Source organism: Streptomyces sp. NPDC018263, from assembly GCF_055562575.1.
In genome coordinates, this window is sequence record NZ_JBVHFA010000005.1 from 345106 (window position 1) to 371416 (window position 26311).

General features: G+C 72.4%; 25 protein-coding genes and 1 tRNA gene. 14 read left to right on the forward strand and 12 right to left on the reverse strand.

The window, feature by feature from the left end:
* The first annotated feature begins 52 nt into the window (after nucleotides 1-52).
* The 4 genes from ACZ3HQ_RS17185 to ACZ3HQ_RS17200 all read left to right on the forward strand — a co-directional run bounded on the left by ACZ3HQ_RS17185 (nucleotide 53) and on the right by ACZ3HQ_RS17200 (nucleotide 5630).
* Entirely contained in the window at nucleotides 53-1543 is a 1491-nt protein-coding gene (locus ACZ3HQ_RS17185; protein ID WP_467511687.1) for an MFS transporter, read from the forward strand.
* Nucleotides 1544-1718: 175 nt separating this feature from the next.
* Nucleotides 1719-2480 (forward strand): DeoR/GlpR family DNA-binding transcription regulator, encoded by a 762-nt coding sequence (locus tag ACZ3HQ_RS17190; protein ID WP_135787710.1) that lies wholly within the window; start codon nucleotides 1719-1721, stop codon nucleotides 2478-2480.
* Nucleotides 2477-3424 carry a 1-phosphofructokinase gene (gene pfkB, locus ACZ3HQ_RS17195; RefSeq protein WP_467511689.1) on the forward strand — a complete coding sequence of 316 codons (948 nt, stop codon included), beginning with the start codon at nucleotides 2477-2479 and terminating at the stop codon, nucleotides 3422-3424. The genes ACZ3HQ_RS17190 and pfkB overlap by 4 nt, the downstream gene beginning before the upstream one ends.
* A 100-nt stretch (nucleotides 3425-3524) precedes the next feature.
* Complete coding sequence (locus ACZ3HQ_RS17200) at nucleotides 3525-5630, forward strand: PTS fructose transporter subunit IIABC (protein ID WP_467511691.1); 2106 nt, start codon at nucleotides 3525-3527, stop codon at nucleotides 5628-5630.
* A gap of 149 nt (nucleotides 5631-5779) precedes the next feature.
* Here ACZ3HQ_RS17200 and ACZ3HQ_RS17205 read toward each other — a convergent pair whose 3' ends face one another.
* From ACZ3HQ_RS17205 to ACZ3HQ_RS17215, 3 genes are all read right to left on the reverse strand, one after another.
* Nucleotides 5780-6526, reverse strand: a complete 747-nt coding sequence (locus tag ACZ3HQ_RS17205; RefSeq protein WP_467511693.1) for a DUF6227 family protein — start codon at nucleotides 6524-6526, stop codon at nucleotides 5780-5782.
* A 248-nt stretch (nucleotides 6527-6774) separates the two neighbouring features.
* Nucleotides 6775-7800 (reverse strand): P1 family peptidase, encoded by a 1026-nt coding sequence (locus tag ACZ3HQ_RS17210; RefSeq protein ID WP_467511695.1) that lies wholly within the window; start codon nucleotides 7798-7800, stop codon nucleotides 6775-6777.
* Nucleotides 7797-8444, reverse strand: a complete 648-nt coding sequence (locus ACZ3HQ_RS17215) for a flavin reductase family protein (protein WP_467511697.1) — start codon at nucleotides 8442-8444, stop codon at nucleotides 7797-7799. The genes ACZ3HQ_RS17210 and ACZ3HQ_RS17215 overlap by 4 nt, the downstream gene beginning before the upstream one ends.
* Before the next feature lie 73 nt (nucleotides 8445-8517).
* On the opposite strand from ACZ3HQ_RS17215, the gene ACZ3HQ_RS17220 reads away from it, so the two are divergent.
* On the forward strand, nucleotides 8518-8694 hold the full coding sequence (locus tag ACZ3HQ_RS17220) for a hypothetical protein (protein WP_165507345.1): 177 nt from the start codon (nucleotides 8518-8520) through the stop codon (nucleotides 8692-8694).
* Nucleotides 8695-8713: 19 nt separating this feature from the next.
* On the opposite strand, the gene mscL is transcribed toward ACZ3HQ_RS17220, so the two are convergent.
* The 6 genes from mscL to ACZ3HQ_RS17250 form a co-directional block, all read right to left on the reverse strand.
* Nucleotides 8714-9256 (reverse strand): large conductance mechanosensitive channel protein MscL, encoded by a 543-nt coding sequence (mscL, locus tag ACZ3HQ_RS17225; RefSeq protein ID WP_467511700.1) that lies wholly within the window; start codon nucleotides 9254-9256, stop codon nucleotides 8714-8716.
* A 120-nt stretch (nucleotides 9257-9376) separates the two neighbouring features.
* Nucleotides 9377-9988 (reverse strand): RcpC/CpaB family pilus assembly protein, encoded by a 612-nt coding sequence (locus ACZ3HQ_RS17230; RefSeq protein WP_467511702.1) that lies wholly within the window; start codon nucleotides 9986-9988, stop codon nucleotides 9377-9379.
* Nucleotides 9989-10131: 143 nt separating this feature from the next.
* Nucleotides 10132-10965, reverse strand: a complete 834-nt coding sequence (locus ACZ3HQ_RS17235; protein WP_467511704.1) for an S-methyl-5'-thioadenosine phosphorylase — start codon at nucleotides 10963-10965, stop codon at nucleotides 10132-10134.
* A 108-nt stretch (nucleotides 10966-11073) separates the two neighbouring features.
* Complete coding sequence (locus ACZ3HQ_RS17240; RefSeq protein WP_467511706.1) at nucleotides 11074-11397, reverse strand: FmdB family zinc ribbon protein; 324 nt, start codon at nucleotides 11395-11397, stop codon at nucleotides 11074-11076.
* Between the two features lie 67 nt (nucleotides 11398-11464).
* Nucleotides 11465-12751, reverse strand: a complete 1287-nt coding sequence (locus ACZ3HQ_RS17245) for an MFS transporter (RefSeq protein ID WP_467511708.1) — start codon at nucleotides 12749-12751, stop codon at nucleotides 11465-11467.
* Nucleotides 12752-12966: 215 nt separating this feature from the next.
* Nucleotides 12967-14475, reverse strand: coding sequence for a potassium/proton antiporter (locus ACZ3HQ_RS17250; protein ID WP_467512023.1), 1509 nt, complete (start codon nucleotides 14473-14475; stop codon nucleotides 12967-12969).
* Nucleotides 14476-14745: 270 nt separating this feature from the next.
* Between ACZ3HQ_RS17250 and ACZ3HQ_RS17255 the strand changes: the two genes are divergently transcribed.
* Nucleotides 14746-17565: a penicillin acylase family protein gene (locus ACZ3HQ_RS17255; RefSeq protein WP_467511710.1), complete on the forward strand. Its 2820-nt coding sequence runs from the start codon at nucleotides 14746-14748 to the stop codon at nucleotides 17563-17565.
* Nucleotides 17566-17663: 98 nt separating this feature from the next.
* Here ACZ3HQ_RS17255 and ACZ3HQ_RS17260 read toward each other — a convergent pair whose 3' ends face one another.
* Complete coding sequence (locus ACZ3HQ_RS17260; RefSeq protein ID WP_467511712.1) at nucleotides 17664-18284, reverse strand: 5-formyltetrahydrofolate cyclo-ligase; 621 nt, start codon at nucleotides 18282-18284, stop codon at nucleotides 17664-17666.
* Between the two features lie 94 nt (nucleotides 18285-18378).
* Here ACZ3HQ_RS17260 and galU point away from each other — a divergent pair, with 94 nt between their 5' ends.
* The 7 genes from galU (at nucleotide 18379) to ACZ3HQ_RS17295 (ending at nucleotide 23922) form a co-directional block, all read left to right on the forward strand.
* Nucleotides 18379-19290 (forward strand): UTP--glucose-1-phosphate uridylyltransferase GalU, encoded by a 912-nt coding sequence (galU, locus tag ACZ3HQ_RS17265; protein WP_467511714.1) that lies wholly within the window; start codon nucleotides 18379-18381, stop codon nucleotides 19288-19290.
* Nucleotides 19287-20603 (forward strand): molybdotransferase-like divisome protein Glp, encoded by a 1317-nt coding sequence (glp, locus tag ACZ3HQ_RS17270; RefSeq protein WP_467511716.1) that lies wholly within the window; start codon nucleotides 19287-19289, stop codon nucleotides 20601-20603. Before galU ends, glp begins: the two co-directional genes overlap by 4 nt.
* Before the next feature lie 133 nt (nucleotides 20604-20736).
* Nucleotides 20737-21216 carry a cyclic pyranopterin monophosphate synthase MoaC gene (gene moaC / locus ACZ3HQ_RS17275; RefSeq protein WP_467511718.1) on the forward strand — a complete coding sequence of 160 codons (480 nt, stop codon included), beginning with the start codon at nucleotides 20737-20739 and terminating at the stop codon, nucleotides 21214-21216.
* Nucleotides 21213-21740, forward strand: coding sequence for a MogA/MoaB family molybdenum cofactor biosynthesis protein (locus ACZ3HQ_RS17280; protein ID WP_356424128.1), 528 nt, complete (start codon nucleotides 21213-21215; stop codon nucleotides 21738-21740). Before moaC ends, ACZ3HQ_RS17280 begins: the two co-directional genes overlap by 4 nt.
* Before the next feature lie 17 nt (nucleotides 21741-21757).
* Nucleotides 21758-22390: a GNAT family N-acetyltransferase gene (locus ACZ3HQ_RS17285; protein WP_467511721.1), complete on the forward strand. Its 633-nt coding sequence runs from the start codon at nucleotides 21758-21760 to the stop codon at nucleotides 22388-22390.
* A gap of 183 nt (nucleotides 22391-22573) precedes the next feature.
* Nucleotides 22574-23779, forward strand: a complete 1206-nt coding sequence (gene sepX / locus ACZ3HQ_RS17290) for a divisome protein SepX/GlpR (protein WP_467511723.1) — start codon at nucleotides 22574-22576, stop codon at nucleotides 23777-23779.
* A gap of 69 nt (nucleotides 23780-23848) precedes the next feature.
* Nucleotides 23849-23922: transfer RNA gene (locus tag ACZ3HQ_RS17295), tRNA-Ala, on the forward strand.
* Between the two features lie 174 nt (nucleotides 23923-24096).
* On the opposite strand, the gene ACZ3HQ_RS17300 is transcribed toward ACZ3HQ_RS17295, so the two are convergent.
* Nucleotides 24097-24594 carry a GNAT family N-acetyltransferase gene (locus tag ACZ3HQ_RS17300; RefSeq protein ID WP_467511725.1) on the reverse strand — a complete coding sequence of 166 codons (498 nt, stop codon included), beginning with the start codon at nucleotides 24592-24594 and terminating at the stop codon, nucleotides 24097-24099.
* Between the two features lie 68 nt (nucleotides 24595-24662).
* On the opposite strand from ACZ3HQ_RS17300, the gene ACZ3HQ_RS17305 reads away from it, so the two are divergent.
* Nucleotides 24663-25466 carry an exodeoxyribonuclease III gene (locus ACZ3HQ_RS17305; RefSeq protein ID WP_467511727.1) on the forward strand — a complete coding sequence of 268 codons (804 nt, stop codon included), beginning with the start codon at nucleotides 24663-24665 and terminating at the stop codon, nucleotides 25464-25466.
* A gap of 67 nt (nucleotides 25467-25533) precedes the next feature.
* Here ACZ3HQ_RS17305 and ACZ3HQ_RS17310 read toward each other — a convergent pair whose 3' ends face one another.
* Nucleotides 25534-26154, reverse strand: coding sequence for a MerR family transcriptional regulator (locus ACZ3HQ_RS17310; RefSeq protein ID WP_467512025.1), 621 nt, complete (start codon nucleotides 26152-26154; stop codon nucleotides 25534-25536).
* Nucleotides 26155-26311: the final 157 nt, after the last annotated feature.

The window sequence follows — 26311 nt, forward strand, 5'->3', positions numbered from 1 at the left end:
TGCCGCACATCTAGGACACGTCCTGTCCTAGTGGGTCACTAGCGTGGCGGACATGACCTCAACGGAACAGACCTCCGGCGCGGACCGGCGCCGCTGGATCGCGCTCGCCATCGTGATGACCGCGGCCTTCATGGACCTCGTCGACGTGACGATCGTGAACATAGCCATCCCCTCCATCCAGCGGGACGAGGGCGCCTCGTTCGGCCAGATCCAGTGGATCACCGCGGGGTACGCGCTGGCGTTCGCGGCAGGTCTGATCACCGGCGGCCGGCTCGGTGACATCCACGGCCGCAGGCGGCTGTTCCTGCTCGGCGTCGGCGGCTTCACGATCGCCTCGGCGCTGTGCGGCTTCGCCATCGACCCGGCGATGCTGGTCGCGGCCCGCGTCCTCCAGGGCGGCATGGCCGCGATGATGGTCCCGCAGGTGCTCTCCATCGTGCACGCCACCTTCCCCGCCCATGAACGCGGCAAGGTGTTCGGCCTGTTCGGCGGGGTCGTCGGCCTCGGCGCGGTCTCCGGCCCGCTGCTCGGCGCCCTGCTCACCGAGTGGAACCTGTTCGGCTTGGAGTGGCGGCCCATCTTCCTGATCAACCTGCCCGTCGGCATCGCCGCCGTGCTGCTCGGCCGCCGCTACATCACCGAGTCCCGCGCACCGCGCGCCCTCAAGCTGGACCTCGTCGGCGTCGCCCTGGTCACCCTGGGCCTGCTGATGCTGCTCTACCCGCTCACCCGAGGCCGCGAACTGGGCTGGCCGCTCTGGGGCCACCTGCTGATGGCGGGCTCGCTGCCGGTCTTCGCCGCACTGGTCGCCTACGAGCGGCGCAAGGCGGCCCGCGACGGCTCCCCGCTGGTCGAGCTGTCCCTGTTCCGGGTGCGCAGCTTCGCCGCCGGGATCGCCGTACAGACCGTGTTCGGGCTCGCGCTCGGTGTCTTCTTCCTGGTCTGGACGCTGTACATGCAGATCGGCCTCGGCTGGAGCGCGCTGCGCGCCGGGCTGACGGGGGTGCCCTTCTCGCTCGCGGTGTCGACGGCCGCCGCGCTGTCGGTGCAGTTCCTCGTGCCGCGCTTCGGCCGCAAGGTGCTCCAGGCCGGCGCCCTGACCATGGGGCTCGGCGTGCTCCTCTACATCTGGGAGGCCGACCGGTACGGCATGGCCATCGCCTCCTGGCAGATGGCGCTCCCGCTGGTCGTGATGGGCGCCGGCATGGGTCTGATCGTGGCCCCGCTGACCGACGCGATCCTCTCCGAGGTGCCGCGCGAGCACGCCGGATCGGCCTCCGGTCTGCTCAACACCGTGCAGCAGATGGGCAACGCGCTCGGGCTCGGCCTGGTGTCCGTCGTCTTCTTCGGGCAGATCGCGGACCGGCTGGCTCCGGCGCAGGTCGGCCCGGCCTTCGTGAACGCCTTCCAGCACGCGCTGTGGTGGGTGGCCGGGGTCATGGCGCTGATCTTCCTGCTGATGGCGGCGCTGCCCAAGCGGCCCGCACAGCATGTGGAGGGCGGGGACGAGCCGGTGGCGGCGCGGGAGCCGGCGACGGTCTGAGCGGGTCCGCGGCCCCGTCCGCACCCGCGTCCGGGCCCGTCTGCTGAAGTTCCGTTCATGTCCGAATGAAGCCCGAGCCCGTTTACTTTCCGGAAACTCGGGCGTAGCCTCGCAGAGAAACCACACGTTCGGGCACAAGCCGGGACGGTGGGCCGAGGTTCGGAGGCAGGCGGACATGTACGCACCGGAGCGTCAGCAGGAGATCCTGCGGCTCGCCCGTGACGGCGGCCGGGTGGACGTGCTGTCGCTGGCCGAGGTGTTCCAGGTGACGGCGGAGACCATCCGCCGTGATCTGAAGGCCCTCGACCGCGCGGGCCTGGTCCGCCGGGTGCACGGCGGCGCCATCCCGGCCGGCCGCCTCGACTTCGAGCCCGACCTCAGCGAGCGCGAGTCCACCGCCGCCGACGAGAAGGACCGCATCGCCAAGGCCGCGCTCGCGGAACTCCCCGTCGACGGCACGGTCATCCTCGACGCGGGCACCACCGTGGCCCGGCTGGCCGCCGCGATCCCGCTGGAGGCGACGCTCACCGCCGTCACCCACAGCCTGCCGATCGCCGCCCGCCTCGCGGACCACCCCGGCCTCCAGCTCCACCTCGTCGGCGGCCGGGTGCGCAACCGCACCCGCGCCGCCGTCGACGCCTGGGCCCTGCGCGCCTACGGCGAGATCCGCGCCGACGTGGCCTTCGTCGCCGCCAACGGCTTCTCCGCCGAGCACGGTCTGACCACCCCCGACCTCGCCGAGGCCGCCGTCAAGCGCGCGGCCGTCGCCGCCGCCCGCCGGGTCGTCCTGCTCGCGGACTCCGCCAAGCACGGCCAGGAGCACTTCGCCCGCTTCGGCGACCTGAGCGACGTGGACCTGCTGATCACCGACAGCGGGCTCAGCCCCGAAGACGCGGCCGTCATCGAGCGCGGCGGCACGGAAGTAGTACGCGCATGATCCTCACCGTCACCCCCAACCCGTCCCTGGACCGCACCTACGAGGTTCCCGTCCTGGAGCGCGGCGAGGTCATCCGCGCCTCCGGCGAGCGGATGGACCCCGGTGGCAAGGGCGTCAACGTCTCCCGCGCCGTCGCCGCAGCCGGCAGGCGCACCCTCGCCGTCCTGCCCCTCGGCGGCGCGCCCGGCGCCCTGATCGCGGAGCTGCTGGACGCCCAGGGCATCGAGGTCGCGCCCGTGCCGGTCGCCGGGGCCACCCGGTCCAACATCGCGCTGGCGGAGGCGGACGGCGTCCTGACGAAGATCAACGCGCCGGGTCCGGAACTGACCCCGGCCGAGGAGGAGTCGCTCCTCGGCGCCGTGCGCACGCATTCGGCCGACGCCGACTGGATCGCCTGCTGCGGCAGCCTCCCGCGGGGTCTCGCCCCGTCCTGGTACGCCGATGTCGTCTCCCGCGCCCACTCCGGCGGCGCCCGCATCGCGCTGGACACCTCGGGGCCCGCTCTGCTGGAGGCGCTGCGGGCCCGGCCCGACGTGGTCAAGCCCAACGCCGAGGAACTGTCCGCCGCCGTCGGCCGCCCGCTGTCCACGGTGGGCGACGCGGTGAAGGCGGCCGAGGAACTGCGGGCCATGGGTGCCCGCGCGGTCCTGGCCAGCCTGGGCGCCGACGGGCAGTTGCTGGTGGACGACGAGGGCGCCTGGTTCGGCACCGCCCGCGTGGCCGCCGTGCGCAGCAACGTCGGCGCGGGGGACTCCTCCCTCGCCGGGTTCCTGATCGCCGGGGGCAGCGGGCCCGACGCCCTCGCCTCCGCCGTGGCACACGGTGCGGCCGCTGTGCGGTTGCCGGGCAGCGTCATGCCGACGCCCGCCGATCTGGACCCCGCCTCGGTCACGGTCACCTCGGACGTGCCGGTCGACCGGGCGCTGACGGAGCCGGTGTCATGAACGGCCTGTACGGACAACCTGGTTGTCCCCGCCCCCACGTCCCCATTCATGGTGCGCCCACCCCACACAGCAGGGCGATACGCGAGCAAAGGAGCCCGCGATGAGCGAGATGATCACCGCGGACCTGGTCGACCTCGACCTGTCCGCCGAGAACAAGGAAGCGGCGGCGCGTGCCCTCGCCGAGCGCATGGTGGCCAAGGGGCGGGTGACCGACCTGGACGGCTTCCTCGCCGACGTGGCCGCCCGCGAGGCCCAGATGCCGACCGGTCTCGACGGCGGCATCGGCATCCCGCACTGCCGCAGCGAGCACGTCACCGAGCCGACCCTCGCCTTCGGGCGCAGCGCGGCCGGGATCGACTTCGGCGCGGCGGACGGCCCGGCCGACCTGATCTTCCTTATCGCGGCCCCGGCCGGGGCGGACGACGCCCACCTCACGATCCTCTCCTCACTGGCCCGGCAGCTCATGAACCCCGAGTTCACGGACGCCCTGCGGGGAGTCTTTGACGCGGAGACGGCGGCGGCACTGGTGCGGGGTGACGTGACACCTGCGGAGGCCGCGGAGCGCGCGGCCGCTGACGGTGCTTCTGCCGGGGATGCCTCTGCCGCGGGGGCGACAGACACCGCCGCGGCTCCGGCGGCGGCCTCCGCCGGAGCCGCGGCGGGCAGTACGACCCCCAAGGCGCCGGAGTCCTCGGACGAGCGCCCCTTCCGCATCGTCGCCGTCACCTCCTGCCCGACCGGCATCGCCCACACGTACATGGCCGCCGAGTCGCTGGAGAACGCCGGCCGGGAGGCGGGCGTCGAGGTGACCGTCGAGACGCAGGGCTCGGCGGGGTTCACCCGGCTCGACCCGGCGGTGATCGCTGCGGCGGACGGCGTGGTCTTCGCCCACGACGTGCCGGTGCGCGAGAAGGACCGTTTCGCCGGCAAGCCCACGGTGGACGTCGGCGTGAAGGCGGGCATCAACCGCCCCGCCGAACTCATCTCCGAGGTCCGCGCCAAGGCGGAACGCGGCGAGCGGACCGCCCCTGCCGACGCGGCCGCCACCCCCGTGGACCGCGCGGGCGAATCCACGGAGGGGTACGGGACAAAACTTCGCAAATGGTTGATGTCCGGCGTCAGTTACATGGTGCCATTCGTCGCCGCGGGCGGTCTGCTGATCGCTCTGGGCTTCGCCATCGGCGGCTGGACGGTCAACAAGGCGCCCTCCGTCATGGACCACTTCGTGTGGACCCAGGCCGACAGTTGGGGCGCGCTGCTGTTCCAGATCGGCGGCATGGCCTTCAACTTCCTGGTTCCGGTGCTCGCCGGGTACATCGCCTACGGCATGGCCGACCGGCCCGGCCTCGTCCCCGGCTTCGTCGGCGGCGCGATCTCGCTCAGCATCAACGCGGGCTTCCTCGGCGGCCTCGCGGCCGGTCTGATCGCCGGTGGTGTGGTGCTGGCGATCCAGCGGGTGAACATACCGGCGGCCATGCGCGGCATCATGCCGGTGGTGGTGATCCCGCTGATCTCCTCGGCGGTCGTCGGCTTCCTGATGTTCGTGGTGATCGGCAAGCCCATCGCCGCCGCCCAGAAGGGCATGACCGACTGGCTCAGCGGCCTCACCGGCACCAACGCGGTCCTGCTCGGCGCCCTGCTCGGCCTGATGATGTGCTTCGACCTGGGCGGCCCGGTCAACAAGGTGGCCTACACCTTCGCCACCGCCGGCATCGCCGTGGCCGCCCCCAGTGACTCCGCGATGAAGATCATGGCCGCGGTGATGGCGGCCGGCATGGTCCCGCCGCTGGCGATGGCCCTGGCCACGACCGTACGCGGCAAGCTCTTCACCCCGGCCGAGCGCGAGAACGGCAAGGCCGCCTGGGTGCTGGGCGCCTCCTTCATCTCCGAGGGCGCGATCCCGTTCGCCGCGGCCGACCCGCTCCGGGTCATCCCGTCCGCGATGGCGGGCGGCGCGGTCACCGGCGCACTGTCGATGATGTTCGGCGCCACGCTGCGCGCCCCGCACGGCGGAATCTTCGTGGTCCCGCTGATCGGCAACCCGTTCCTCTACCTCGTCGCCATCGCCGCGGGCGTCTGCGTCAGTACCGCCCTGGTGATCGTCCTCAAGGGCATGCGCAAGCCCGCCCAGGGCACTCCGGCCGCCGGGTCCGCGGAGAGCGCTGCGGCGGGGGAGAAGGGGAGCAAGCAGCCGGTCGCCGCCTGAGCGTCTCAGGCCCCGTCCCCACGGCCGCGTCCCCTCGGTGAAGTCGCCGGGAGGACGCGGTGCGTCGAGGAGGCGTCAGCCGTGCCGGGCCGCGCGGTGCGTCGAGGGGGCGTCAGCCGTGCCGGGCCGCGCGGTGCGTCGAGGGGGCGTCAGCCGTGCCGGGCCGCGCGGTGCTCCATGGCGGCGCGGGCCGCGTCCGGGGTGGTGTACACCTCGCACATGTGCCGGCCGTCGGGGGTCGCGGTGTGCTCGACCTCCCACAGGGAGATCTCCCGCCCGTCCCGCAGCAGGAACGCGTGCTCGTACAGCGCAAAGCTCACCCCGGCCCGCGCGGTCCTGCCCGGACGGCCGAACGCCTGGGTGATCTCATGCGCCTCCGCCGTGGCCAGCAGCGCCGCCAGCTCCTTGCCGGGGCGGTCCGGGTTCTCCGCCCGGCGCAGCAGCCTGCGGGCGTGGTCGGGGGAGTTGTCGGCCACATACGCGTGCCGGGGCTCGGGCACGGCACCCAGCTCGGTCAGCACCGGCAGCTCGAAGTCCGAGGTGTCGTACGGCAGGGCCAGCCGGGTCGTGGCGGTGTGCAGCTCCTCCTCGTCGAGGTACACCTCGTGCTGCGGCTCCGCGCCCGGCGCCGTGTTGTGCGCCAGCTCCCAGAGGGTGACCGCCGAGCCGTCCGCGAGCAGCCAGGTGTGCCGGTACGTCTCGCGGTGCAGGCCGGCGCTGTGATGCGCGGAGTGCAGCGAACTGTCGTGCGCCAGCGCGCAGTCCAGCTCTCTTATCACCTCGTCGGGCAGCTCGAACGAGTTCAGGGCACGGCCGAGGAGTCGCGCGAGGTGCTCCTCCGGAGACTCGGGCGACTGGGCGGACTCGTACTCCGCCGTCTCGTACGGAACGCTCAAGGTGTCTCCCGGCGTCGCTGCATGTCACCTGGTGGGTGCATACCGTAGCCCCTCGGTCGGACCTCGTGTCCGGGAACCGAGAAACGTACTGGAGTAAACGCCGGGCACGGCCGAAGAGTTCCCGATCGGGGGCCGAAATGCCGTACGGGCCAAGGCTTTTCCGGCCCCTTACGCCTCTTCCTCCCCTACCCCGCCTCCCTCCCCTCTCTTCCCCCCTCCCCGCCCCTCCCCACCCCTCCCTCCCCTCCTCACGTCGCGTACAACTCCTCGTACGACGGCCATGCCCCGCCCGGCTCCGACACCGGGCGCGCGGCGCGCACGGCGCGGGTGACGGCGCGGGTCACCAGGTCCGCGCCGGCGGCCAGGACGGCGTTCAGCGCGGTCGGCTCCGGGCCCAGCGGGCGGGCTCCGGTGGCCAGGGTGAACACCGTGTCGCCGTCGTTCAGCAGGTGCACGGGGCGGACGGCGCGCGCGATGCCGTCGTGCGCGGTACCGGCCACCCTCTGCGCCTGCGCCTTGCTGAGGCCGGCGTCCGTGGCCACCACGGCGAGCGTGGTGTTCAGCGGCGGGGGAGGGTTCCGCGCGGCGACCTCCGCCAGCCGCCGCCGCGCGGCCTCCCGCACCCCCGGCTCCGGATACGCCACCGGCCCATCGAACAACTCCCCGTACAGCACCCCCGTTTCGTCATCCAGTACGTCCCCGGCGGAGTTCACCACCACCAGCGCGGCCACGGTGATCCCGGAGTCCAGCACCGTGCTCGCGGTCCCGACCCCGCCCTTGAGACGCCCGGCGACCGCCCCGATCCCGGCCCCCACGCACCCCTCCGCCACCGGCCCGCCCGGCGCGCTCGCTGCCGCCGCCTCCACCGCGGCCCGTCCCATCGCCGCGCCGGGACGGGCCCGGAAGTCCCCGCCCCGGCCCAGATCGAAGAGGCAGGCGGCGGGGACGACCGGCACCACATGCCCCGCCTCGGGCCCCACCCGCACACCGCGTCCCCGCTCCTCCAGCCACGCCATCACCCCGGAAGCGGCATCCAGCCCGTACGCGCTGCCCCCGGCCAGTACGACCGCGTCCACCCGTCGCACCACATTGCGCGGGTCCAGCGCGTCGGTCTCCTTGGTGCCGGGCCCGCCGCCCCGCACGTCCACGGCGGCCACGGCCCCGCCCTCCGGCGCGAGCACCACACTCACCCCGCTGAGCCACCCCCCGCCCCACCGCCCGGCATGCCCGACCCGCACCCCGGCCACGTCCGTCAGCGCACCAGCCGTCGTCATACCGGCAGTCTTCCCACCGCCCCTCGGCCGACGCCGGCCGCGCGCGGAGTCTCCGTCCGATAGGAGCTGCCCAGTTCCGGGCCCAGGCCGAAGTAGTGGCGGAAGTTGTAGATCAGCGGGCTCCAGGCGGCGGGGTCTATGTGCTGGGTGCCGGGGACCACCAGGTCGACGGCCGCGTGGACCTTGAGGACCGTCGTCTCGACGATGACGCAGTCGCCGGACAGGTCGGGGCGGATGTGTTCGGCGCGGGCCTCCAGGTGGAGGGGGCACTCGGCCGCGCGGGGTGGGCGGACGATGTGGGAGGGCTCTTCGCGCAGACCCGCCGCGGCGAACTTGGCCGGTTCGAAGCGACAGCCCGCCGCCTTGGCCGCGGGGACCGGGTCGCGGCCGGTCAGGGGCGCCAGGCGTTCCACCGCCTGCCACTGGTGCGGGGCGGGGAGGTTGATGACCAGGTCGGGGCGGGCGTGCAGGTTGCGGGCGGTCTGGCCCTCGCGGCCCAGGCCGAGGACGACCGTGCGGCCCAAAGCCCAGGCCGAGGACATGGGGGCGAGGTTGAAGGTGCCGTCCTCGTTCTCCGTGGACAGCAGCACCACCGGGGTGCCGAAATAGAGGATGCTCGGCTCGATCGCCGTGTGACTGCTCATGGGGGCGAGCCTAGGAACGGGACCGTTCGGCGGGCGCCGAAGTGTGCCGGGCGGCGGACCGTACCCTGGAGGCATGAGTGACGCCCCCGCACCCGAGCCGCGCGACCCGAAGGCCGCGCTCGTCTTCGACGACCCGCTGAACCAGCAGTCCTCGGACGACACTGACCGGGGGTGGGGCGAGCGCCCGTCCGGCGACAGCGCCGCCGACCTCAGGCGCTTCCTCGACGAGAAGCCGCCCCACCACCTCTGAGCGGTACGAAGGGCTCCCGCTAGCGGACGTCCGGCCCGGCCGGGCGCTGCTGCTTGACCACGCCGTCCACGGTGCCCGTGCGCTGGGCGACCAGCAGATCGCGGATGTCCTGGAGGACCTCCAGCTCGGTCACCGGGATCGGCTCCGGCTCGCTCTTGCCGGTGCGGGCCTGCTTGCGGGCCTCCTGGCGCGCCAGGTACTTCGACATAGGCAGGACCATCAGGAAGTACACCACCGCGGCGGTGATCACGAAGTTCAGCGCGGCACCGGCCACCGAGCCCCAGAGGATCTGCACGCCGCCCTCGGCGCTGCCGTCCGCTCCCGGCCTGCAGGGGTCCTTCAGGCAGTAGCTGTAGTGATCCAGGTTCTTCGTGCCGATCGCGCCGACCAGCGGGTTGATGACACCCTTCACCACCGAGTTCACGATGCTGGTGAAGGCGGCGCCGATGACCACCGCGACCGCCAGGTCGATGACGTTGCCACGCATCAGGAAGGCTTTGAAGCCGTCCAGGATGCTGACCGCTTCCTTCTTCGCGTTCACCTCGGTGAGACTCCTCGTCATGTGCACAGGCTGGGGAACAGAGCGCTCCGCAACCTACGTCAAGGTGCGGCCACCCTGTCCAATCCCGTCGCTCGATCGAGCGACTTGACCGCGCGCTTCCGGCGATGCCGCCGACAAGGCTCACCACAGCGTCACCGCCAGCCTGGCCATGGGATCGGCCCCCACCAGCCGGGCCGCCGTGGCACGCGGTACCGCCAGGACGACCAGCGCCCCCTCCGTGACGCTTCCCTCACCGGCGCCCACCGCCGAACCGTCCCCCGAAGCCCCCTCCAGCGGCTCCGGCAGCCGCACCACCCGGGCCCCGCGCGCCAGTACCCGCGCCGTCCCGCCATCCGCCGGCCGCTCCCCGGCCGCGACCACGTCCACCCGGTCACCGGGACGCAGCAGCCGCACCGTGGCCGCATCCGCGATACGCACCGGTGCCCGCACCAGCTCACCGGGTGCCTGCGCGCGTACCGGATCGGCGGCCGGGTGCCCTCGGGGCCGCTCGGCGGACGGAGTGCCGCCGCCGGGGGAGCGGGGGCCGGCCGCGACCAGCGCCGCCGCCGTCACCGCCAGCCCGGCGGCGACCGCCCGGCCCCGGTACCGCGCCAGCCGCCCCACCGGTCCACCACCGCCCCGCACCCGCAGGGGTGGGAAGAAGGGGACCTCACGGGTCGCCGGGGCATCGGTCCCCAGCGGGCGTGGCACACGGAAAGCGGGAGCGGGAACGGTGTTCGGGTGCACGGACATCGGGATCACCACCTGTGACGAGGGAACGCTCTGCGATCCCCACGATGACCCGTCCCGCCGAACCCCGCCGGAGCCCGTGGACTACCCACCGGTTGTGGAAAACTCCGTCACCCGAACGGGGAAGCAACCTCACCGCAGGACAGCTACGGCAGCGAAATCCCCGGCTCCATCCCCCCGAGCGCCCCCACGCACAGACAGTCCCGCTCCTCCGTGCCCGGCAGCCCCGCCACCGCGTCGAACAGCACGCCCCGCAGCCGGTCCACGTTCGCCGCGAACACCCGCAGCACCTCGTCGTGGGACACCCCCTCACCCGTCTCCGCGCCCGCGTCGAGGTCGGTGACCAGGGTCAGCGAGGTGTAGCAGAGCTCCAGCTCACGGGCGAGCGCCGCCTCCGGATGCCCGGTCATCCCCACCACCGACCAGCCCTGCGCCTGGTGCCACAGCGACTCGGCGCGGGTGGAGAAGCGCGGCCCCTCCACCACGACCAGCGTGCCGCCGTCGACCGGGGTCCAGTCCCGCCCGCGGGCCGCCTTCAGCGCGACGCTCCGCCCGGTCGGGCAGTACGGGTCGGCCAGCGACACGTGCACCACGTTGGGCACCGTGCCGTCCGGCAGCGGGAAGCCGTCGAAGAACGTCTGCTGCCGCGCCTTGGTGCGGTCGACCATCTGGTCCGGCACCAGCAGCGTGCCCGGCCCGAACTCCGGCCGGAGCCCGCCCACCGCGCACGGTCCGAGGACCTGCCGGACGCCCAGCGAACGCAGCGCCCACAGGTTGGCCCGGTAGTTGATGCGGTGCGGCGGAAGATGGTGCCCGCGCCCGTGCCGGGGCAGGAAGGCCACCCGGCGGCCCGCTACCTCGCCCACGAAGACGGAGTCGGAGGGCGCCCCGTAGGGGGTGTCCACCTGGACCTCGGTCACGTCGTCCAGGAAGGAGTAGAAGCCCGAGCCGCCGATTACGCCGATCTCTGCGTTCGCCATGCCCAGCACCCTAACGGGCCCCCGAAACCGGCCACCAGGAGCATCCGCGCGCACGCACGCCGAAGACCCCGCCGTCGGATGACGGCAGGGTCCGGGAAGGCGGGGTTCCTAGGCGGCGGAGCCGGCCGAGGACGACGTCGAAGAAGACGACGACGAAGACGTCGAAGAAGACGACGAGGAGGACGACGAAGACGAGGGCTTCGAGTCCGAGGACGTCGAAGACGGCTTCGCGGCCGGGCTGCTGCTCGACGACGCACCGCGCGAATCGTTGCGGTAGAAGCCGGAGCCCTTGAAGACAATGCCGACGGCGGAGAACACCTTCTTCAAGGGGCCACCGCAGTTGGGGCACTCGGTCAGGGCGTCGTCGGTGAACTTCTGCACCGCTTCAAGGCCCTCGCCGCAGTCCTTGCACTGGTACTGGTAGGTCGGCACTGTCTTCCTCCTGGCACTCTCACTCAATGAGTGCTAACGATGCTCCATAGTGACGCATTCCCGTGGATCAGTCCACCGTGACCGGCTCGCGGTGACCGACGCCACGCGCCACGGTACGGGTCCGGGCCCGCGCCACCAGCAGGGAACGCAGGGCGAGAATCGTCGCCAGCGCCGGTACGGTCCCGGCCATCGGGACCAGGAACCCGGCGCCGTCCCACAGCCGGTCCTCCCATTGTCCCGCCACCGTGACGGCGGCCGCCTGGCCCAGCGCGACCGCGCCCGTCAGCCAGGTGAACGCCTCCGTCCGGGCACCTGCAGGCACCAGGTCCTCGACCAGGGTGTACCCCGTGATCAGGGCAGGCGCGATGCACATGCCGACCAGCAGGCCGAGACCGGCCAGCAGCGGCACCGAGTGCGCCGTCCACAGCGCGGAGGTGGCCAGCGCGAGCGCCGCGTACCCGACCGTCAGCCGGCGCCGGGGCGACGACTTCCAGGCGACCGCGCCGCAGACCACGCCGGAAAGCATGTTTCCGGCGGCGAAGACGCCGTAGAGGACGCCGTTCAGACCGGGCTTGCCGATGGACTCCGTGAACGCGGCCAGTGAGACCTGCATGCCGCCGAAGACCGAGCCGATGCCGAGGAACGCCACGATCAGCACCCGTACGCCGGGCACCCGAAGGGCGGACACGTGCGCGTGCGCGGCGTCCTCCGTCTCCGCGCCGCGCGGCGGCACCGGCGGCTGCGTGCCCCGCTGGGCGGCGAACACCAGGCCGCCGATCAGGGTCAGCGCGGCCTCCGTGACCAGTCCGGCCGAGGGGGTGACGGCGGTGCACAGGGCGGTCGCCAGCAACGGGCCGACGACGAAGGTCAGCTCGTCGGTGACGGACTCGAAGGCCGCCGCCGTGCTCATCAGCGCCGAGCCCTTCAGCCGCGTGCCCCAGCGGGCCCGGACCATCGGGCCGACCTGCGGGACCGAGGCACCGGTCGGCACCGCCGCCGCGAACAGCGCCCACAGGGGGGCGTGCGCCAGCGCGAGCGCCGTCAGGGTGAGCCCGGCCGCCGCGTGCAGGACGACCCCGGGCATCAGTACCGCCCGCTGGCCGTACCGGTCCGCGAGACGGCCGCTGTACGGGGCGAACAGGGCCATGGAGACGCCGGTGACGGCCGCCGCGGCACCGGCCGCGCCGTACGAGCCGGTGGTGTGCCGCACCAGCAGCACGATGGAGATGGTGAGCATGGCGAACGGCTGGCGTGCCGCGAAGCCGGGGACCAGGAAGGTCCACGCGCCCTTCGTGCGCAGCAGTTGTCCGTAACCCGGACGTGCCGACCGCTCGGTGGTGACCGTGGATGCCACGGCCCGTGCCTCTCTTCCGCCTGGTAGCGCGCCCGTGCGGGGGGCACCGAGAGCCGTCCTCTTGCGCGCGGAACTGCGGTAGATACCGGTGGAAGGGTCCGGCCGCCATACGGTCGCGCCAGCTCTGCGTCAGACGAATCGGACAGAGTTGGTTCGATCAGATGCCCTGATCGTACAGGCGGCCCCCGCCGCCGGACCTGTGAGAACCGGCACCCTCAGTGCCGGTGCGCCCGGCCGCCGCCCGTACCGAGCCAGTCGGCCAGCTTGCCGCCCTGGGTGACCGCGCGCAGCCGGCGCTCGGCCTGGTCGCGGACCGGGTCGGTGGCGACCACCAGCAGCTCGTCCCCGTGCCGCAGGACGGTCGTGGGGGAGGGCACGAACGACTTGCCGTCCCGGACGACCAGCGTGACGGCGGCGCCCGGCGGCAGCCGCAGCTCGCCCACCTCCACGCCGTTCATCCGGGAGTCGTCCGGGATGGTGAGCGAGAGCAGATGGCCGCGCAGCCGCTCCAGCGGCGCCGACTCGATGCCGAGGTCGGACGCCTCGCCCTCCTCGCCGAGCCGCAGCTTGCGGGCCAGCCAGGGCAGGGTCGGGCCCTGGACCAGGGTGTAGACGACGACCAGTACGAAGACGATGTTGAAGAGACGACGGCTGCCCTCGATCCCGCTCACCATGGGAATGGTCGCCAGGATGATGGGGACCGCGCCGCGCAGCCCCGCCCAGGACATCAGCGCCTGCTCCTGCCACGGCACCCGGAACGGGGTCAGGCTCAGCACCACGCTCAGCGGACGCGCCGCCATGGTCAGCACCAGTCCGATGATCAGCGCGGGCACCACGTCGTCGCCCAGCTCGTGCGGGGTCACCAGCAGGCCGAGCAGGACGAACATGCCGATCTGCGCGATCCAGCCCAGCCCCTCCGCGAACCCGCGGGTGGCCGGCCAGTGCGGCAGCTTGGCGTTGCCCAGCACCATCGACGCCAGATAGACGGCGAGGAAGCCACTGCCGTGAGCCAGCGCACCGGCCGCGTACGCGGTGACGGCGATGGCCATGACGGCGATCGGGTAGAGACCGGAGGCCGGCAGGGCGACGTGGCGGAGCGCCCAGGAGCCGAGGAAGCCCACCGCGAGACCCAGGGCGGCGCCGATGGCCAGCTCCAGCAGGATCTCGGCCAGCAGGATGTACCAGTGCTCGACCGGACCGGCCTGGCAGAAGGCCACGACCAGGATGACCACCGGGGCGTCGTTGAAGCCGGACTCCGCCTCCAGCGTGCCCGTCACGCGCGAGGGGAGCGGAATCCGGCGCAGGACCGAGAACACGGCCGCCGCGTCCGTCGAGGACACCACCGCGCCGATGATGAACGCCTGCCGCCACTCCAGCCCGACCAGATAGTGCGCGCCCGCCGCGGTCGCGCCCACGCTCACCGCGACACCCACCGTCGCCAGCACGGAGGCGGCCGGCAGGGCCGGCCGCACTTCCTTCCACTTCGTGCCGAGACCGCCCTCGGCCAGGATCACGACCAGGGCCGCGTACCCGATGACCTGGGTCATCTCGGCGTTGTCGAAGTGGATGTTCCCCACGCCGTCGGTGCCCATGAGGACGCCGATCCCGAGGTAGACGAGCAGGCTGGGGAGCCCGCTGCGCGAGGAGATCCGCACGGCCGCGACCGCGACCAGGAGGACCAGGGAGCAGGCGAACAGGAGCTGGTTGAGGTGTTCGACAGTCAGCGGCGCATCCCTTCATCGGCCCGCGCGGGGGCGCACGTGGGCTTCGCGTACACAAGACACCGAGGGGCGGCGGACCGCACCCGACTACTTCGTTACCTTACCTAACTCTTGACGCTTCCTTGACGCTCGGGTTGGCAAGATCGAACGCCCGTGCGCGCTGGTTCCCGACTCCGCGTCAAGTGGTTCCGGGGCCTGCGCCTATGGTTGCTCCAGCGCTCATTCAAAGTCACAGCCCCGCCTGCCGCTCGCGTGAGGACAGCAAGGACAGCGATGCCCCCCAACACCACCGCCACATCGGGTGACAAGCCCGGCACGTCCGGCAGGAAGAAGGGGCGCAAAGCCCGACTTGTCGTGATTCTGCTGGTCCTGGCCCTCATCGGAGGCATAGCCTTCGGGGCGTTCTGGTCCATCAGCACCGTGCGTGCCTCCTTCCCGCAGACCAAGGGATCGGTCACGCTCGAGGGCCTCTCCGGCCCCGTCGACGTCAAGCGCGACGGCTACGGCATCCCGCAGATCTACGCCTCCTCCGACGCCGACCTGTTCATGGCGCAGGGCTACGTACAGGCGCAGGACCGGTTCTACGAGATGGACGTGCGCCGCCATCTCACCTCCGGCCGCCTGTCGGAGATGTTCGGCAAGAGCCAGGTCAAGAACGACGCGTTCCTGCGCACCCTGGGCTGGGACCGGGTGGCGAAGCAGGAGTACGACACCAAGCTGTCGGCCTCCGCGAAGAAGTACCTCCAGGCGTACGCCAAGGGGGTCAACGCCTACCTCAAGGGCAAGGACGGCCAGGACATCTCCCTGGAGTACGCGGCCCTGGGCTTCACCAACGACTACAAGCCCGCCGACTGGACCCCGGTCGACTCCGTCGCGTGGCTGAAGGCCATGGCCTGGGACCTGCGCGGCAACATGCGCGACGAGACCGACCGCGCCCTGATGACCAGCCGCCTGACGCCGCAGCAGATCCGCGAGCTGTACCCGGACTACCCCTACGCCCGGAACAAGCCGATCGTGCGCGAGGGCCAGTACAGCGCGCTGAGCAAGACCTTCCAGCAGGACGGCGCCCCCTCGGGGACCGGCACGGGCACGCAGGGCACCGCCGGGACGACGGGCGGCACGGGCACCGGCACGCAGGGCACCCAGGGCACCCAGGGCACGACCGGCACCGTCGGCGGCACGGGCACGGGCACCGGCCTCACCGGCCAGCTCACCGGCCTCACCAAGGTCCTCGACGACCTCCCCACCGCCGTAGGCGTCAACGGCCAGGGCATCGGCTCCAACTCCTGGGTCGTCTCCGGCGCCCACACCATCACCGGCAAGCCGCTGCTCGCCAACGACCCGCACCTCTCCGCGTCGCTGCCCTCGGTCTGGTACCAGATGGGCCTGCACTGCCGGAACGTCTCCAGCAAGTGCCAGTACGACGTGGCGGGCTACACCTTCGCGGGCATGCCCGGTGTGGTCATCGGCCACAACGGCAGCATCGCCTGGGGCATGACCAACTCCGGCGTCGACGTCAGTGACCTCTACCTGGAGAAGATCTCCGGCGACGGGTACCTCTACGACGGCAAGGTCCGCCCCTTCCGCACCCGCGAGGAGACCATCAAGGTCGCGGGCGGCGCGTCCAAGAAGATCGTCGTACGCCAGACCGCCGACGGCATGCCGCTGCTCTCCGACCGCGACGGCGAGCTGGTGGAGGTCGGCCGCAAGGCCGGCGTCGACACCGCCGCCCCCGACCGCGGCGACGGCTACGGCATCGCGCTGCGCTGGACCGCGCTCGACCCCGGCACCTCCATGGACGCCGTGTTCGCCATGGACAAGGCGTCCGACTGGACCGGCTTCCGCAAGGCCGCCGCGCTCTTCGACGTGCCGTCCCAGAACCTGATCTACGCCGACTCCGAGAACATCGGCTACACCCTGCCGGGCAAGATCCCCACCCGGTCCACGGGCGACGACGGCTCGGTGCCGGCGCCGGGCTGGGACTCCAAGTACCGCTGGACCGGCTTCCTGGACCAGGACGAGCTGCCCTACGAGTACAACCCGAAGCGCGGCTACATCGTCACCGCCAACCAGGCCGTGGTGGACAAGGACGCGTACCCGTACACCCTCACCACCGACTGGGGCTACGGCACCCGCAGCCAGCGCATCGCCGACCTGATCGAGTCCAAGATCAAGGACGGCGGCAAGGTCTCCACCGACGACATGCGCCAGATGCAGCTCGACAACAGCAGCGAGATCGCCAAGCTGCTGGTGCCCAAGCTGATGAAGCTGGACCTGGACGACCCCGAGGTCCGCAAGGCGCAGAAGCTGCTGGAGGGCTGGGACTACACCCAGGACGCCGACTCGGCCGCGGCCGCCTACTTCAACGCCGTGTGGCGCAACATCCTCAAGCTCGGCTTCGGCGACAAGCTCCCCAAGGAGCTGCGCGCCAAGAACCAGTGCCTGTGGGTGGAGCGCGCGGGCAGCACCGGTCCGCTGGACGACCGGAGCAAGGTCCGCGAGTGCGGCCAGCGGGACGCCGACCAGGCGCAGCCCGACGGCGGCGACCGCTGGTTCGAGGTCGTGCGCACGCTCATGGACAAGCCGGACAGCCAGTGGTGGCAGGCGCCCAAGTCGGGCAACCGCCCGGCCGCGCACAACCGCGACGAGCTGTTCACCCGCGCCATGATCGACGCCCGCTGGGAGCTGACCGCCAAGCTCGGCAAGGACATCGACACCTGGAGCTGGGGCCGCCTGCACCGGCTGTTCCTGAAGAACCAGACCCTCGGCCTCCAGGGCCCGGAGCTGCTCCAGTACGCGCTCAACCGCGGCCCCTGGAAGCTCAGCGGCGGCGAGGCCACCGTCAACGCGACCGGCTGGAACGCCGCCGGGGGCTACGGCGTGGTGTGGGTGCCGTCCATGCGGATGGTCGTCAACCTGGCGGACCTCGACAAGTCCCGCTGGATCAACCTCAGCGGTGCCTCCGGGCACGCCTTCAACGCCCACTACACCGACCAGACCGACAAGTGGGCCGACGGCGATCTGCTGCCCTGGTCCTTCTCGGCCGAGTCGGTGGACGGCAGCACGAAGGACACGCTGAGTCTGCGGCCGTAAGCCGTACGAAGCCGAAGGCCCTCCACGCGTGCACGTGGAGGGCCTTCGGCCGTCTCAGGGGTCCTGTCTCCGGGGCGCTCAGGGGCGCTCAGGGGCGCTCAGGGGTGCGTGAAACGGCGTACGCCGGTCGGGGTCACCACGGCGTGCACCGGTCGGTCGTGCGCCTCGGCGGGGACGTGCGCGACCACCTCGGTGTCGTACAGCAGCACCACGAGCGCCGGCCGCGCGCCCGCGCGCTCCAGGCGCGCGAGCACCCGGTCGTACGACCCCCCGCCGCGCCCCAGCCGCATTCCGCGCCCGTCCACCGCGAGGCCCGGCAGCAGCACCACGTCCGCCTCCGTCACCGCGCCGGGCCCGAGGCGCGGCCCGGCGGGCTCGGCCAGCTCCATCCGCCCGCCGTGCCGGACCGCCGCCAGCGAGCCGGGTCCGGTGTACGGGCCCCAGTCGAGGTCGTCGTCGGGGAGCAGCACGGGGAGGAGCACGCGGGTGCCCCTGAGGCGCAGCGCCTCCAGCAGCTCGGCGGTGCCGGGCTCGGTGCCCACGGAGACGTACGCGGCGACCGTGCGGGCCCCGGCGAGTTCGGGCAGCAGGAGTGCGTGCGCGGCGAGTGCGGCCCCCGATTCCGCGCGTTCCCGGGGCCCCAATTCCCTTCTCGCAGCGAGGAGTTCGCGGCGCAGGTCCCGTTTGTCGGGAGCGGCGGAAGGTCCGTCGTGTTTCACAGATCGTCCCGGCTTTCTGTCGTTCTCCCCCTATCACGTTCACCTAAGCGGAGCAGGGGATTCTGTGCAAAGGACAGCGGTTAGAGTGGCGCGCATGACTCAGTCGCACCCCAGGATCAGCAAGGCTGTCATTCCGGCAGCCGGGCTCGGCACGCGTTTCCTGCCCGCCACGAAGGCCACTCCCAAGGAGATGCTGCCGGTCGTGGACAAGCCGGCGATCCAGTACGTCGTCGAGGAAGCGGTGTCGGCCGGCCTTGAGGACGTGCTGATGGTCACCGGACGCAACAAGCGCCCCCTCGAAGACCACTTCGACCGCAATTACGAGCTGGAGTCGGCCCTCGGCAAGAAGGGCGACGCCGAGCGCCTCGCCAAGGTCCAGGAGTCCAGCGACCTGGCGACCATGCACTACGTACGCCAGGGCGACCCGAGGGGCCTCGGCCACGCCGTGCTCTGTGCCGCCCCGCACGTCGGCCACGAGCCCTTCGCGGTCCTCCTCGGCGACGACCTGATCGACCCCCGCGACCCGCTGCTCCAGCGCATGATCGACATCCAGGAGCAGCACGGGGGCAGCGTGATCGCGCTGATGGAGGTCGCCCCGGAGCAGATCCACCTCTACGGCTGCGCCGCCGTCGAGGCCACCGACGACAGCGACGTCGTCAAGATCACCGGTCTGGTCGAGAAGCCCGACCCCGCGGACGCCCCGTCGAACTACGCGATCATCGGCCGCTACGTCCTCGACCCCCACGTCTTCGACATACTGCGCAAGACCGAGCCCGGCCGGGGCGGCGAGATCCAGCTCACCGACGCCCTCCAGCAGCTCGCGGAGGACGAGAAGGTCGGCGGCCCGGTGCACGGCGTCGTCTTCAAGGGCCGTCGCTATGACACCGGCGACCGTGCCGACTACCTGCGTGCCATTGTCCGTCTCGCGTGCGAACGTGAGGACCTGGGCCCGGACTTCAGGACCTGGCTGCGCAGTTTCGTCGCCGAGGAGATGCAGGAACGTTGAGCACCGCCGCGAACCGTCCCGTCGGACCGGACCACGTGTGGTCGGTGGACGAGCACCTGGAGGACATTCTCAGCACCGTCCGCCCGCTCGACCCCATCGAGCTCCAGCTCCCCGACGCGCAGGGCTGCGCGCTGGTCGACGACGTCATGGTGCCGGTGTCCCTGCCGCCCTTCGACAACAGCTCCATGGACGGTTACGCGGTACGGGTCACGGACGTGACCGGTGCGAGCGAGGAGTACCCGGCGGTCCTGGACGTGGTCGGTGACGTCGCCGCCGGTGACGCCGCCCCGGTCCAGGTCGGCCCCGGTCAGGCGGCGCGCATCATGACCGGCGCTCCGCTGCCGCCCGGCGCCGAGGCCGTCGTCCCCGTCGAGTGGACGGACGCCGGGCTCGGCGGCGGCCCGGCGAGCGGGATGCGCGCCCGCGCCCAGGCGCCCGAGGGCGCCGAGGGCCAGGTCCGGATCTTCCGCCCCGCCGGGACGGGGGCCCATGTCCGGCCCAGCGGCAGCGACGTGCGCGCCGGTGACCGGGCGCTGGCCGCGGGTACGGTCCTCGGGCCGTCCCAGATCGCGCTGCTCGCCGCGATCGGCCGGGGCACGGTCCGGGTACGCCCGCGCCCGCGCGTCGTCGTGATGTCCACCGGCAGTGAACTCGTGCAGCCGGGCGAGCCGTTGGCGCACGGTCAGATCTTCGACTCCAACAGCTTCGCCCTCACCGCCGCCGCCCGTGATGCGGGCGCCATCGCCTACCGGGTCGGCGCGGTCGCGGACGACGCGGACGTGCTGCGCTCCACCATCGAGGACCAGTTGGTCCGCGCCGACCTGCTGGTCACCACCGGCGGGGTCAGCGTCGGCGCGTACGACGTGGTCAAGGAGGCGCTCACCGAGGTCGGCGAGGAGGAGGGCGGCGGGGTCGACTTCCGCAAGCTCGCCATGCAGCCCGGCAAGCCCCAGGGCTTCGGCGCGGTGGGCCCCGACCACACCCCGCTGCTGGCCCTGCCCGGCAACCCGGTGTCGTCGTACGTCTCCTTCGAGCTGTTCGTCCGCCCCGCCATCCGCGCCCTGATGGGCCTGCCGGACATCCACCGGCCGCGCACCCGGGCCACCCTCACGGTGGACGAGCCGCTGCGCTCGCCCGAGGGCCGCCGCCAGTTCCTGCGGGGCAACTACGAGGACGGCGAGGTCACCCCGGTCGGCGGCAGCGGCTCCCATCTGATCGCCGCGCTGGCCCACGCCAACGCGCTGATCGTGCTCCCCGAGGACACGACGGAGGCGGCGCCCGGCACCGAGGTCGAGGTCGTCCTGCTCGGCTGACCCGCACCGCCCGGCGCGGGGCGGTGAGAGGTCCCGGCCCGGTGTCCGAGCCGACTTGGCGGTACCGTGGCGCGCACAGGAGGCCCGCGCATCGCCCGCGCCGGCGGGCCGTGAACGGGAAGCACCGCACACCATGAGTACGCACGACCGACTGACGCACATCGACGAGGCGGGCGCGGCCCGCATGGTCGACGTATCCGGGAAGGAAGTGACCGCGCGCACCGCCCGTGCCAGCGGCTGGGTGCTCGTGTCCCCGCGCGTGGTCGAGCTGCTGCGCGGCGAGGGGGTGCCCAAGGGCGACGCCCTGGCCACCGCCCGGATCGCGGGCATCATGGGCGCCAAGCGCACCCCGGACCTGATCCCGCTGTGCCACCCGCTGTCGGTGTCCGGTGTGACGCTGGACCTCGCCGTCACGGACGAGGGCGTGGAGATCCTGGCCACCGTGAAGACCACCGACCGCACCGGCGTGGAGATGGAGGCCCTCACCGCGGTCTCCGTCGCCGCGCTCACCGTGGTCGACATGGTGAAGGCGGTCGACAAGGGCGCCGTCATCACCGACGTGCGGGTGGAGGAGAAGACGGGCGGCAAGTCCGGTCACTGGAGCCGGGCGTGACCGGCACCCCGTACCGCGCGCTGGTCGTCACCGCCTCCAACCGCGCCTCCGCGGGCGTCTACGCCGACAAGGGCGGCCCCGCCGTCGCCGAGGGCCTCACCCGCCTCGGCTTCACCGTGGACGGCCCGCAGGTGGTCCCGGACGGCGACCCGGTCGAGGCCGCCCTGCGCGCGGCCGTGGCGGCCGGGTACGACGCGGTCGTCACCACCGGCGGCACCGGCATCTCGCCCACCGACCGCACCCCCGAGGCCACCCGCGCCGTCCTCGAGTACGAGGTACCGGGCATCGCCGAGGCGATCCGGGCGTACGGGCGCGAGAAGGTGCCCACCGCCGCGCTCTCGCGGGGCCTGGCCGGGGTGGCGGGCGGCACGCTGATCGTGAACCTGCCGGGTTCCAGCGGCGGGGTGCGCGACGGGCTCGCCGTGCTGGAGCCGCTGCTGACGCACGCCGTCGACCAGATCCGCGGCGGTGATCACCCCCGGCCCGACGCACCGGGCCACGCGGGCGCCGGGGGTGCGAGCTGACCGGCAGATCCTGGCCCGTGGTGCTGGTGGACGGCGATGTCGTCCTGCGGCCGATAAGGGTGCGCGACCAGCGCGCCTGGCGCGAGGTCAACCGGCGCAACCGGGACTGGCTGCGCCCCTGGGAGGCGACCATCCCGCCGCCCACCCCCAGCGGGCCGATCACGCACCGGCCCACCTACCGCCAGATGATCCGGCACCTGCGCTCGGAGGCCACGGCGGGCCGGATGCTGCCGTTCGTCATCGAGTACCAGGGGCGCCTGGTCGGCCAGCTCACGGTCGCCGGGATCACCTGGGGCTCCATGTGCTCCGGGCACATCGGCTACTGGGTGGACCAGTCGGTCGCCGGGCGCGGGGTCATGCCGACCGCCGTCGCGCTCGTGTCCGACCACTGCTTCCGCGCGGTGGGGCTGCACCGGCTGGAGGTCTGCATCCGCCCGGAGAACCGGCCCAGCCGGCGCGTGGTGGAGAAGCTCGGCTTCCGCGAGGAGGGCCTGCGGCCGCGCTATCTCCACATCGACGGCGCCTGGCGGGACCACATGGTCTACGCGCTCACCGCCGAGGAGGTCCCCGGCGGCCTGGTCGACCGCTGGCGGCGCACGCGCGCGGCGCGGCCCGGACAGCCGGGGAATGCGAACAGCACCGGAAATTGAATACCTGTTCGAATTAATGCCCAAGGCGACCGTCTTCGGTCCGTCTCCGGGCATTCAATTCCCCCCTTCGACGGTCCGTTGATCGCATCGGTCGCAAAAAAAGCTGGAAATATCAGCCAGATCGTGCGACACACCGGCTCAATTGGCGGATGGCCTCGGGGAAACCCCTCTACCGTGTGAGTCGTGAGCAGCAGCGGCCTCATCTACGCAGTCATCGTCGGGGCCTGGGCCGCCTACTTGGTGCCGATGTGGCTCCGTAGGCAGGACGAGCTGAACGAGGCCCGTCCGACGGAACGCTTCAGCACCGCCATCCGGCTGCTGTCCGGAAGGGCGGGAATGGAGCGCCGGTACGCCAAGGACCTGCGGGCGCGCTCCACCCAGGAGGGGGAGCCGGACGCCGGTGACCCGGACGTCGCCACCGACTCGGTGGACGTCCGGGACTTCGCCGTGCCTCCGACGCGCCGTCAGGTCCGGGCGGACACCGAGCCCGAGCGGCAGGTACGGGCGGAAGCCCCGCGCGAGGAGGTGCCCGCCGTGGCGCCCAAGTCGCCCTCCGCGCAGGCGCATCCGTCCCGCACCCCCCAGGCACCCGAACCCGGACACGTCCCCGCCCGGCGCGCGCCCTCGGCGCAGGCGGCCGCGGCGCGCGCCCAGCGCACGAAGGTGCTCGCCCGCAGGCGGCGCACCACCGTGCTGCTGTTCCTCGCCTTCACCGTCGGCGCGATCGCCGCCGCGGTCGGGGGCCTGGGCCTCCTCTGGGTGCCCGCCGTGCCGGCCGTGCTGCTCAGCGCGTACATCGGTTATCTGCGCCGGCAGGAACGGCGCCGGTTCGCCTTCCAGATGGACCGCAGGAGCGCCGAGGACGCGGCCGCCCGGCTGCGGGAGCGGGCCCGTCAGCCGCGCCGCCGTGCGGCCGCCGAGGCGGCCGTCGTCGCCGACGAGCCGGAGGAGGGAACGGGGCCGCACACCGACCCCGCTCTGTCCGCCGCCCTCGCCGCCGACCGGCGCGCCCTGGTCGAGCAGACCGACCACGCCGAGTGGGTGGACCAGCAGCGCGAGCGGCAGCGCCGCCCCGGCCACGGCGAGAGCTGGGACCCGGTGCCGGTGCCGCTGCCCACGTACGTGACCGCGCCGGTCGCCCCGCGTGCCACCGCCGACGTGGATCTGGGCGCCCCCGGCACCTGGAGCTCGGCCCGCTCCAGCGCCGTCACCCCCGACCAGCGCCCCGAGGTCCCGGCGGCCGATCCGGCGCCGGCCGAGGAGCGCCCGGAGGACGCGCGGGGCGACGCCCGGCGCAGCGCCTCCGCCCGCCGCTCCCGCGAGCGCGGCCGCACCCCGCTGTTCGACCAGTACGAGGACGGCGACCGGCCGCGCGCCGCCAACGAGTGAGCCTCTGACCAGTCCCGGAGCGGATTTCCGAGCACGCCGATCGGGATGCTAGAGTTTCACTCGTTGCAAGGGCCTGTGGCGCAGTCCGGTAGCGCACCTCGTTCGCATCGAGGGGGCCAGGGGTTCAAATCCCCTCAGGTCCACGTAACGCTCCTTCCGAGTCCGCTCGGAAAGAGTTCACGAGACCCCGTCCGATCTTCTGATCGGACGGGGTCTCGTCGTTTGCGGGCTTTTCCGTGTGTCAGGCCGTGCCGGCCACGGGGTGGCCGGCAGGCCGGTCAACACGGCCGTCCAAGGCCGGAATTGACCGTGACGCGCTACTTGGTGGCCTCCGGCCCCCCGAGCGGCTTCGCATAGCAAAGGCTGTTCTCGTAGTGGCGGTAGTAGCCGAACTTGGTGCACGGGGTGTAGCCGCTGGAGGTGTAGAGGGCGATGGCCTCGGGCTGTTCGGTGCCGGTTTCCAGGACCATGCGGGTGCGGCCGGCCGCGCGGGCGTCCGCTTCCAGTTCGGCGAGGATGCGGCGGGCCAGGCCGTGGCCGCGCATCTGGGCGATGACGAACATGCGCTTCAGTTCGGCGTCGCCGTCCTGGTTGCCCTCGTCGTTCAGGTCCTGGCTGCGCCAGCCGCCGGTGGCGACCGGGCGGTCGCGGTCGTCGTAGGCGATCAGGTACACGCCTCTGGGCGGGTCGAAGTCGGCCGGGTCGAGCGAGGTGGCGTCGCCGCCGTCGCCGTAGCGCACGTGGTACTCGGCCTGGACCTCGTCGTTGAGCTTCACGGCGTCGGGGTGGTCGAAGCGAACGCGACGTATAATCATGCTGGGTATCGTACTTCTATGCGGTGAAGGAGCGTCGGTCTCCACCAGTGTGCCGGTATCGTGCCCTGGTGCTGACTGTGACCTCGGTGAATGTGAACGGACTGCGGGCCGCCGCCAAGAAGGGCTTCGTGGAGTGGCTGGACCGGACCTCCGCGGACGTGGTCTGCCTCCAGGAGGTGCGCGCCGAGCCGCAGCAACTCCCGGAGCACGTAAGGCAGCCCGACGGCTGGCACGTGATTCACGCGCCCGCTGCCGCCAAGGGCCGCGCGGGCGTCTCCCTGTACACGCGCCGTGAGCCCGACCGGGTCCGGGTCGGCTTCGGCTCGGCGGAGTTCGACGGCTCGGGCCGCTATGCCGAGGCCGACCTGCCCGGTGTGACGGTCGCCTCGCTGTACCTGCCCTCGGGCGAGGTCGGCACCGAGCGGCAGGACGAGAAGGTCCGCTTCATGGGCGAGTTCTCCGCCCACCTCAAGGAACTGCGCGAGCGGGCCGCCGCCGACGGCCGCGAGGTCCTGATCTGCGGCGACTGGAACATCGCCCACCAGCAGGCCGACCTCAGGAACTGGCGCGGCAACGTCAAGAACTCCGGCTTCCTGCCCGAGGAGCGGGAGTGGCTCAGCCGGGTGCTCACGGCCGAGGACGGGGGTTACGTGGACGTCGTCCGCGCCCTGCACCCCGATGTCGAGGGCCCCTATAGCTGGTGGTCCTACCGGGGCCGCGCCTTCGACAACGACTCCGGCTGGCGCATCGACTACCACATGGCCACCCCCGGCCTCGCCGCGAAGGCGGTCAAGGGCTACGTCGAGCGCGCCGCCACCCACGCCGAGCGCTGGTCCGACCACGCGCCCGTGACGGTGGTGTACGAGCGCTAGACCCCGTCCGGCTCCCTCACGCTCGGCTGCGCTCGCGCACCCCGCACCCTGATCCGTCGGACAGGCGCTAGTCGAGCTTGCTCAGCCGCCGGTCCATCGCCAGCGACAGCTCCGCCTCCACCACGCTGCGGGCCAGCGGGCGCAGGCGGTGCAGGGAGTCCTCCGGGGCGTGGCGCCGGATCAGCTCGACGAAGAGCGCCGCGAGGGCGTCCGCGTGCTCGCGGACCCGGGCGCCCGCCGTCAGCACCTCGGCCAGCGGGATGCCCTCGCGGACCAGGGCCGAGGAGACGTCCAGCAGGCGGCGGCTGATGTGGACGATCTCGTCGCCGTCGGTGCCGACGTACCCGAGGTTCATCGCGGCCGCCAGGTTCTCCGGGGTGACCTCGCCCTCGAAGCGGGCCGCCAGCTCCTCCGGGGTCAGCCGGACCGGCTCCTCCTCGGTGGGCGGGGCGACGCCCAGCACGTCGGCCACGTCCCGGCCGTTGTCCAGCGCCTCCGCCAGCTCCGCTATGCCGTTCAGGGTGTGCCCGCGCTCCAGTAGCGCCGCGATGGTGCGCAGCCGGGCCAGGTGATGGTCGTCGTACCAGGCGATACGGCCCTCGCGGCGGGGCGGTGGGATCAGTCTGCGCTCGCGGTAGAAGCGCAGGGTGCGCACGGTGATCCCGGCGAGACGCGCCAGCTCCTCCATGCGGTACTCGCGCCCGCTGGCCTGCCCGCCGCTGTGTCCGCCGTCTTCTGCCACGCCCGCAGCCTATGGCGTACCGGCGGTAACTTTCCTTTCCGCGCCCCCTACCGCTCAGTACGGAGCTGCTCTACAGTCCCATTGCGCCAGTGTTCACTGGCAG

Coding starts and splice junctions, on each gene's coding strand:
- mscL (WP_467511700.1), bottom strand. CDS start 9,256: ATGACGAGGAGTCTCACCGAGGTGAACGCGAAGAAGGAAGCGGTCAGC.
- ACZ3HQ_RS17215 (WP_467511697.1), bottom strand. CDS start 8,444: ATGAGCAGTCACACGGCGATCGAGCCGAGCATCCTCTATTTCGGCACC.
- ACZ3HQ_RS17230 (WP_467511702.1), bottom strand. CDS start 9,988: ATGTCCGTGCACCCGAACACCGTTCCCGCTCCCGCTTTCCGTGTGCCA.
- ACZ3HQ_RS17235 (WP_467511704.1), bottom strand. CDS start 10,965: ATGGCGAACGCAGAGATCGGCGTAATCGGCGGCTCGGGCTTCTACTCC.
- pfkB (WP_467511689.1), top strand. CDS start 2,477: ATGATCCTCACCGTCACCCCCAACCCGTCCCTGGACCGCACCTACGAG.
- ACZ3HQ_RS17210 (WP_467511695.1), bottom strand. CDS start 7,800: ATGACGACGGCTGGTGCGCTGACGGACGTGGCCGGGGTGCGGGTCGGG.
- ACZ3HQ_RS17255 (WP_467511710.1), top strand. CDS start 14,746: ATGCCCCCCAACACCACCGCCACATCGGGTGACAAGCCCGGCACGTCC.
- ACZ3HQ_RS17200 (WP_467511691.1), top strand. CDS start 3,525: ATGAGCGAGATGATCACCGCGGACCTGGTCGACCTCGACCTGTCCGCC.
- ACZ3HQ_RS17185 (WP_467511687.1), top strand. CDS start 53: ATGACCTCAACGGAACAGACCTCCGGCGCGGACCGGCGCCGCTGGATC.
- ACZ3HQ_RS17310 (WP_467512025.1), bottom strand. CDS start 26,154: ATGGAGGAGCTGGCGCGTCTCGCCGGGATCACCGTGCGCACCCTGCGC.
- ACZ3HQ_RS17190 (WP_135787710.1), top strand. CDS start 1,719: ATGTACGCACCGGAGCGTCAGCAGGAGATCCTGCGGCTCGCCCGTGAC.
- galU (WP_467511714.1), top strand. CDS start 18,379: ATGACTCAGTCGCACCCCAGGATCAGCAAGGCTGTCATTCCGGCAGCC.
- ACZ3HQ_RS17300 (WP_467511725.1), bottom strand. CDS start 24,594: ATGATTATACGTCGCGTTCGCTTCGACCACCCCGACGCCGTGAAGCTC.
- moaC (WP_467511718.1), top strand. CDS start 20,737: ATGAGTACGCACGACCGACTGACGCACATCGACGAGGCGGGCGCGGCC.
- ACZ3HQ_RS17220 (WP_165507345.1), top strand. CDS start 8,518: ATGAGTGACGCCCCCGCACCCGAGCCGCGCGACCCGAAGGCCGCGCTC.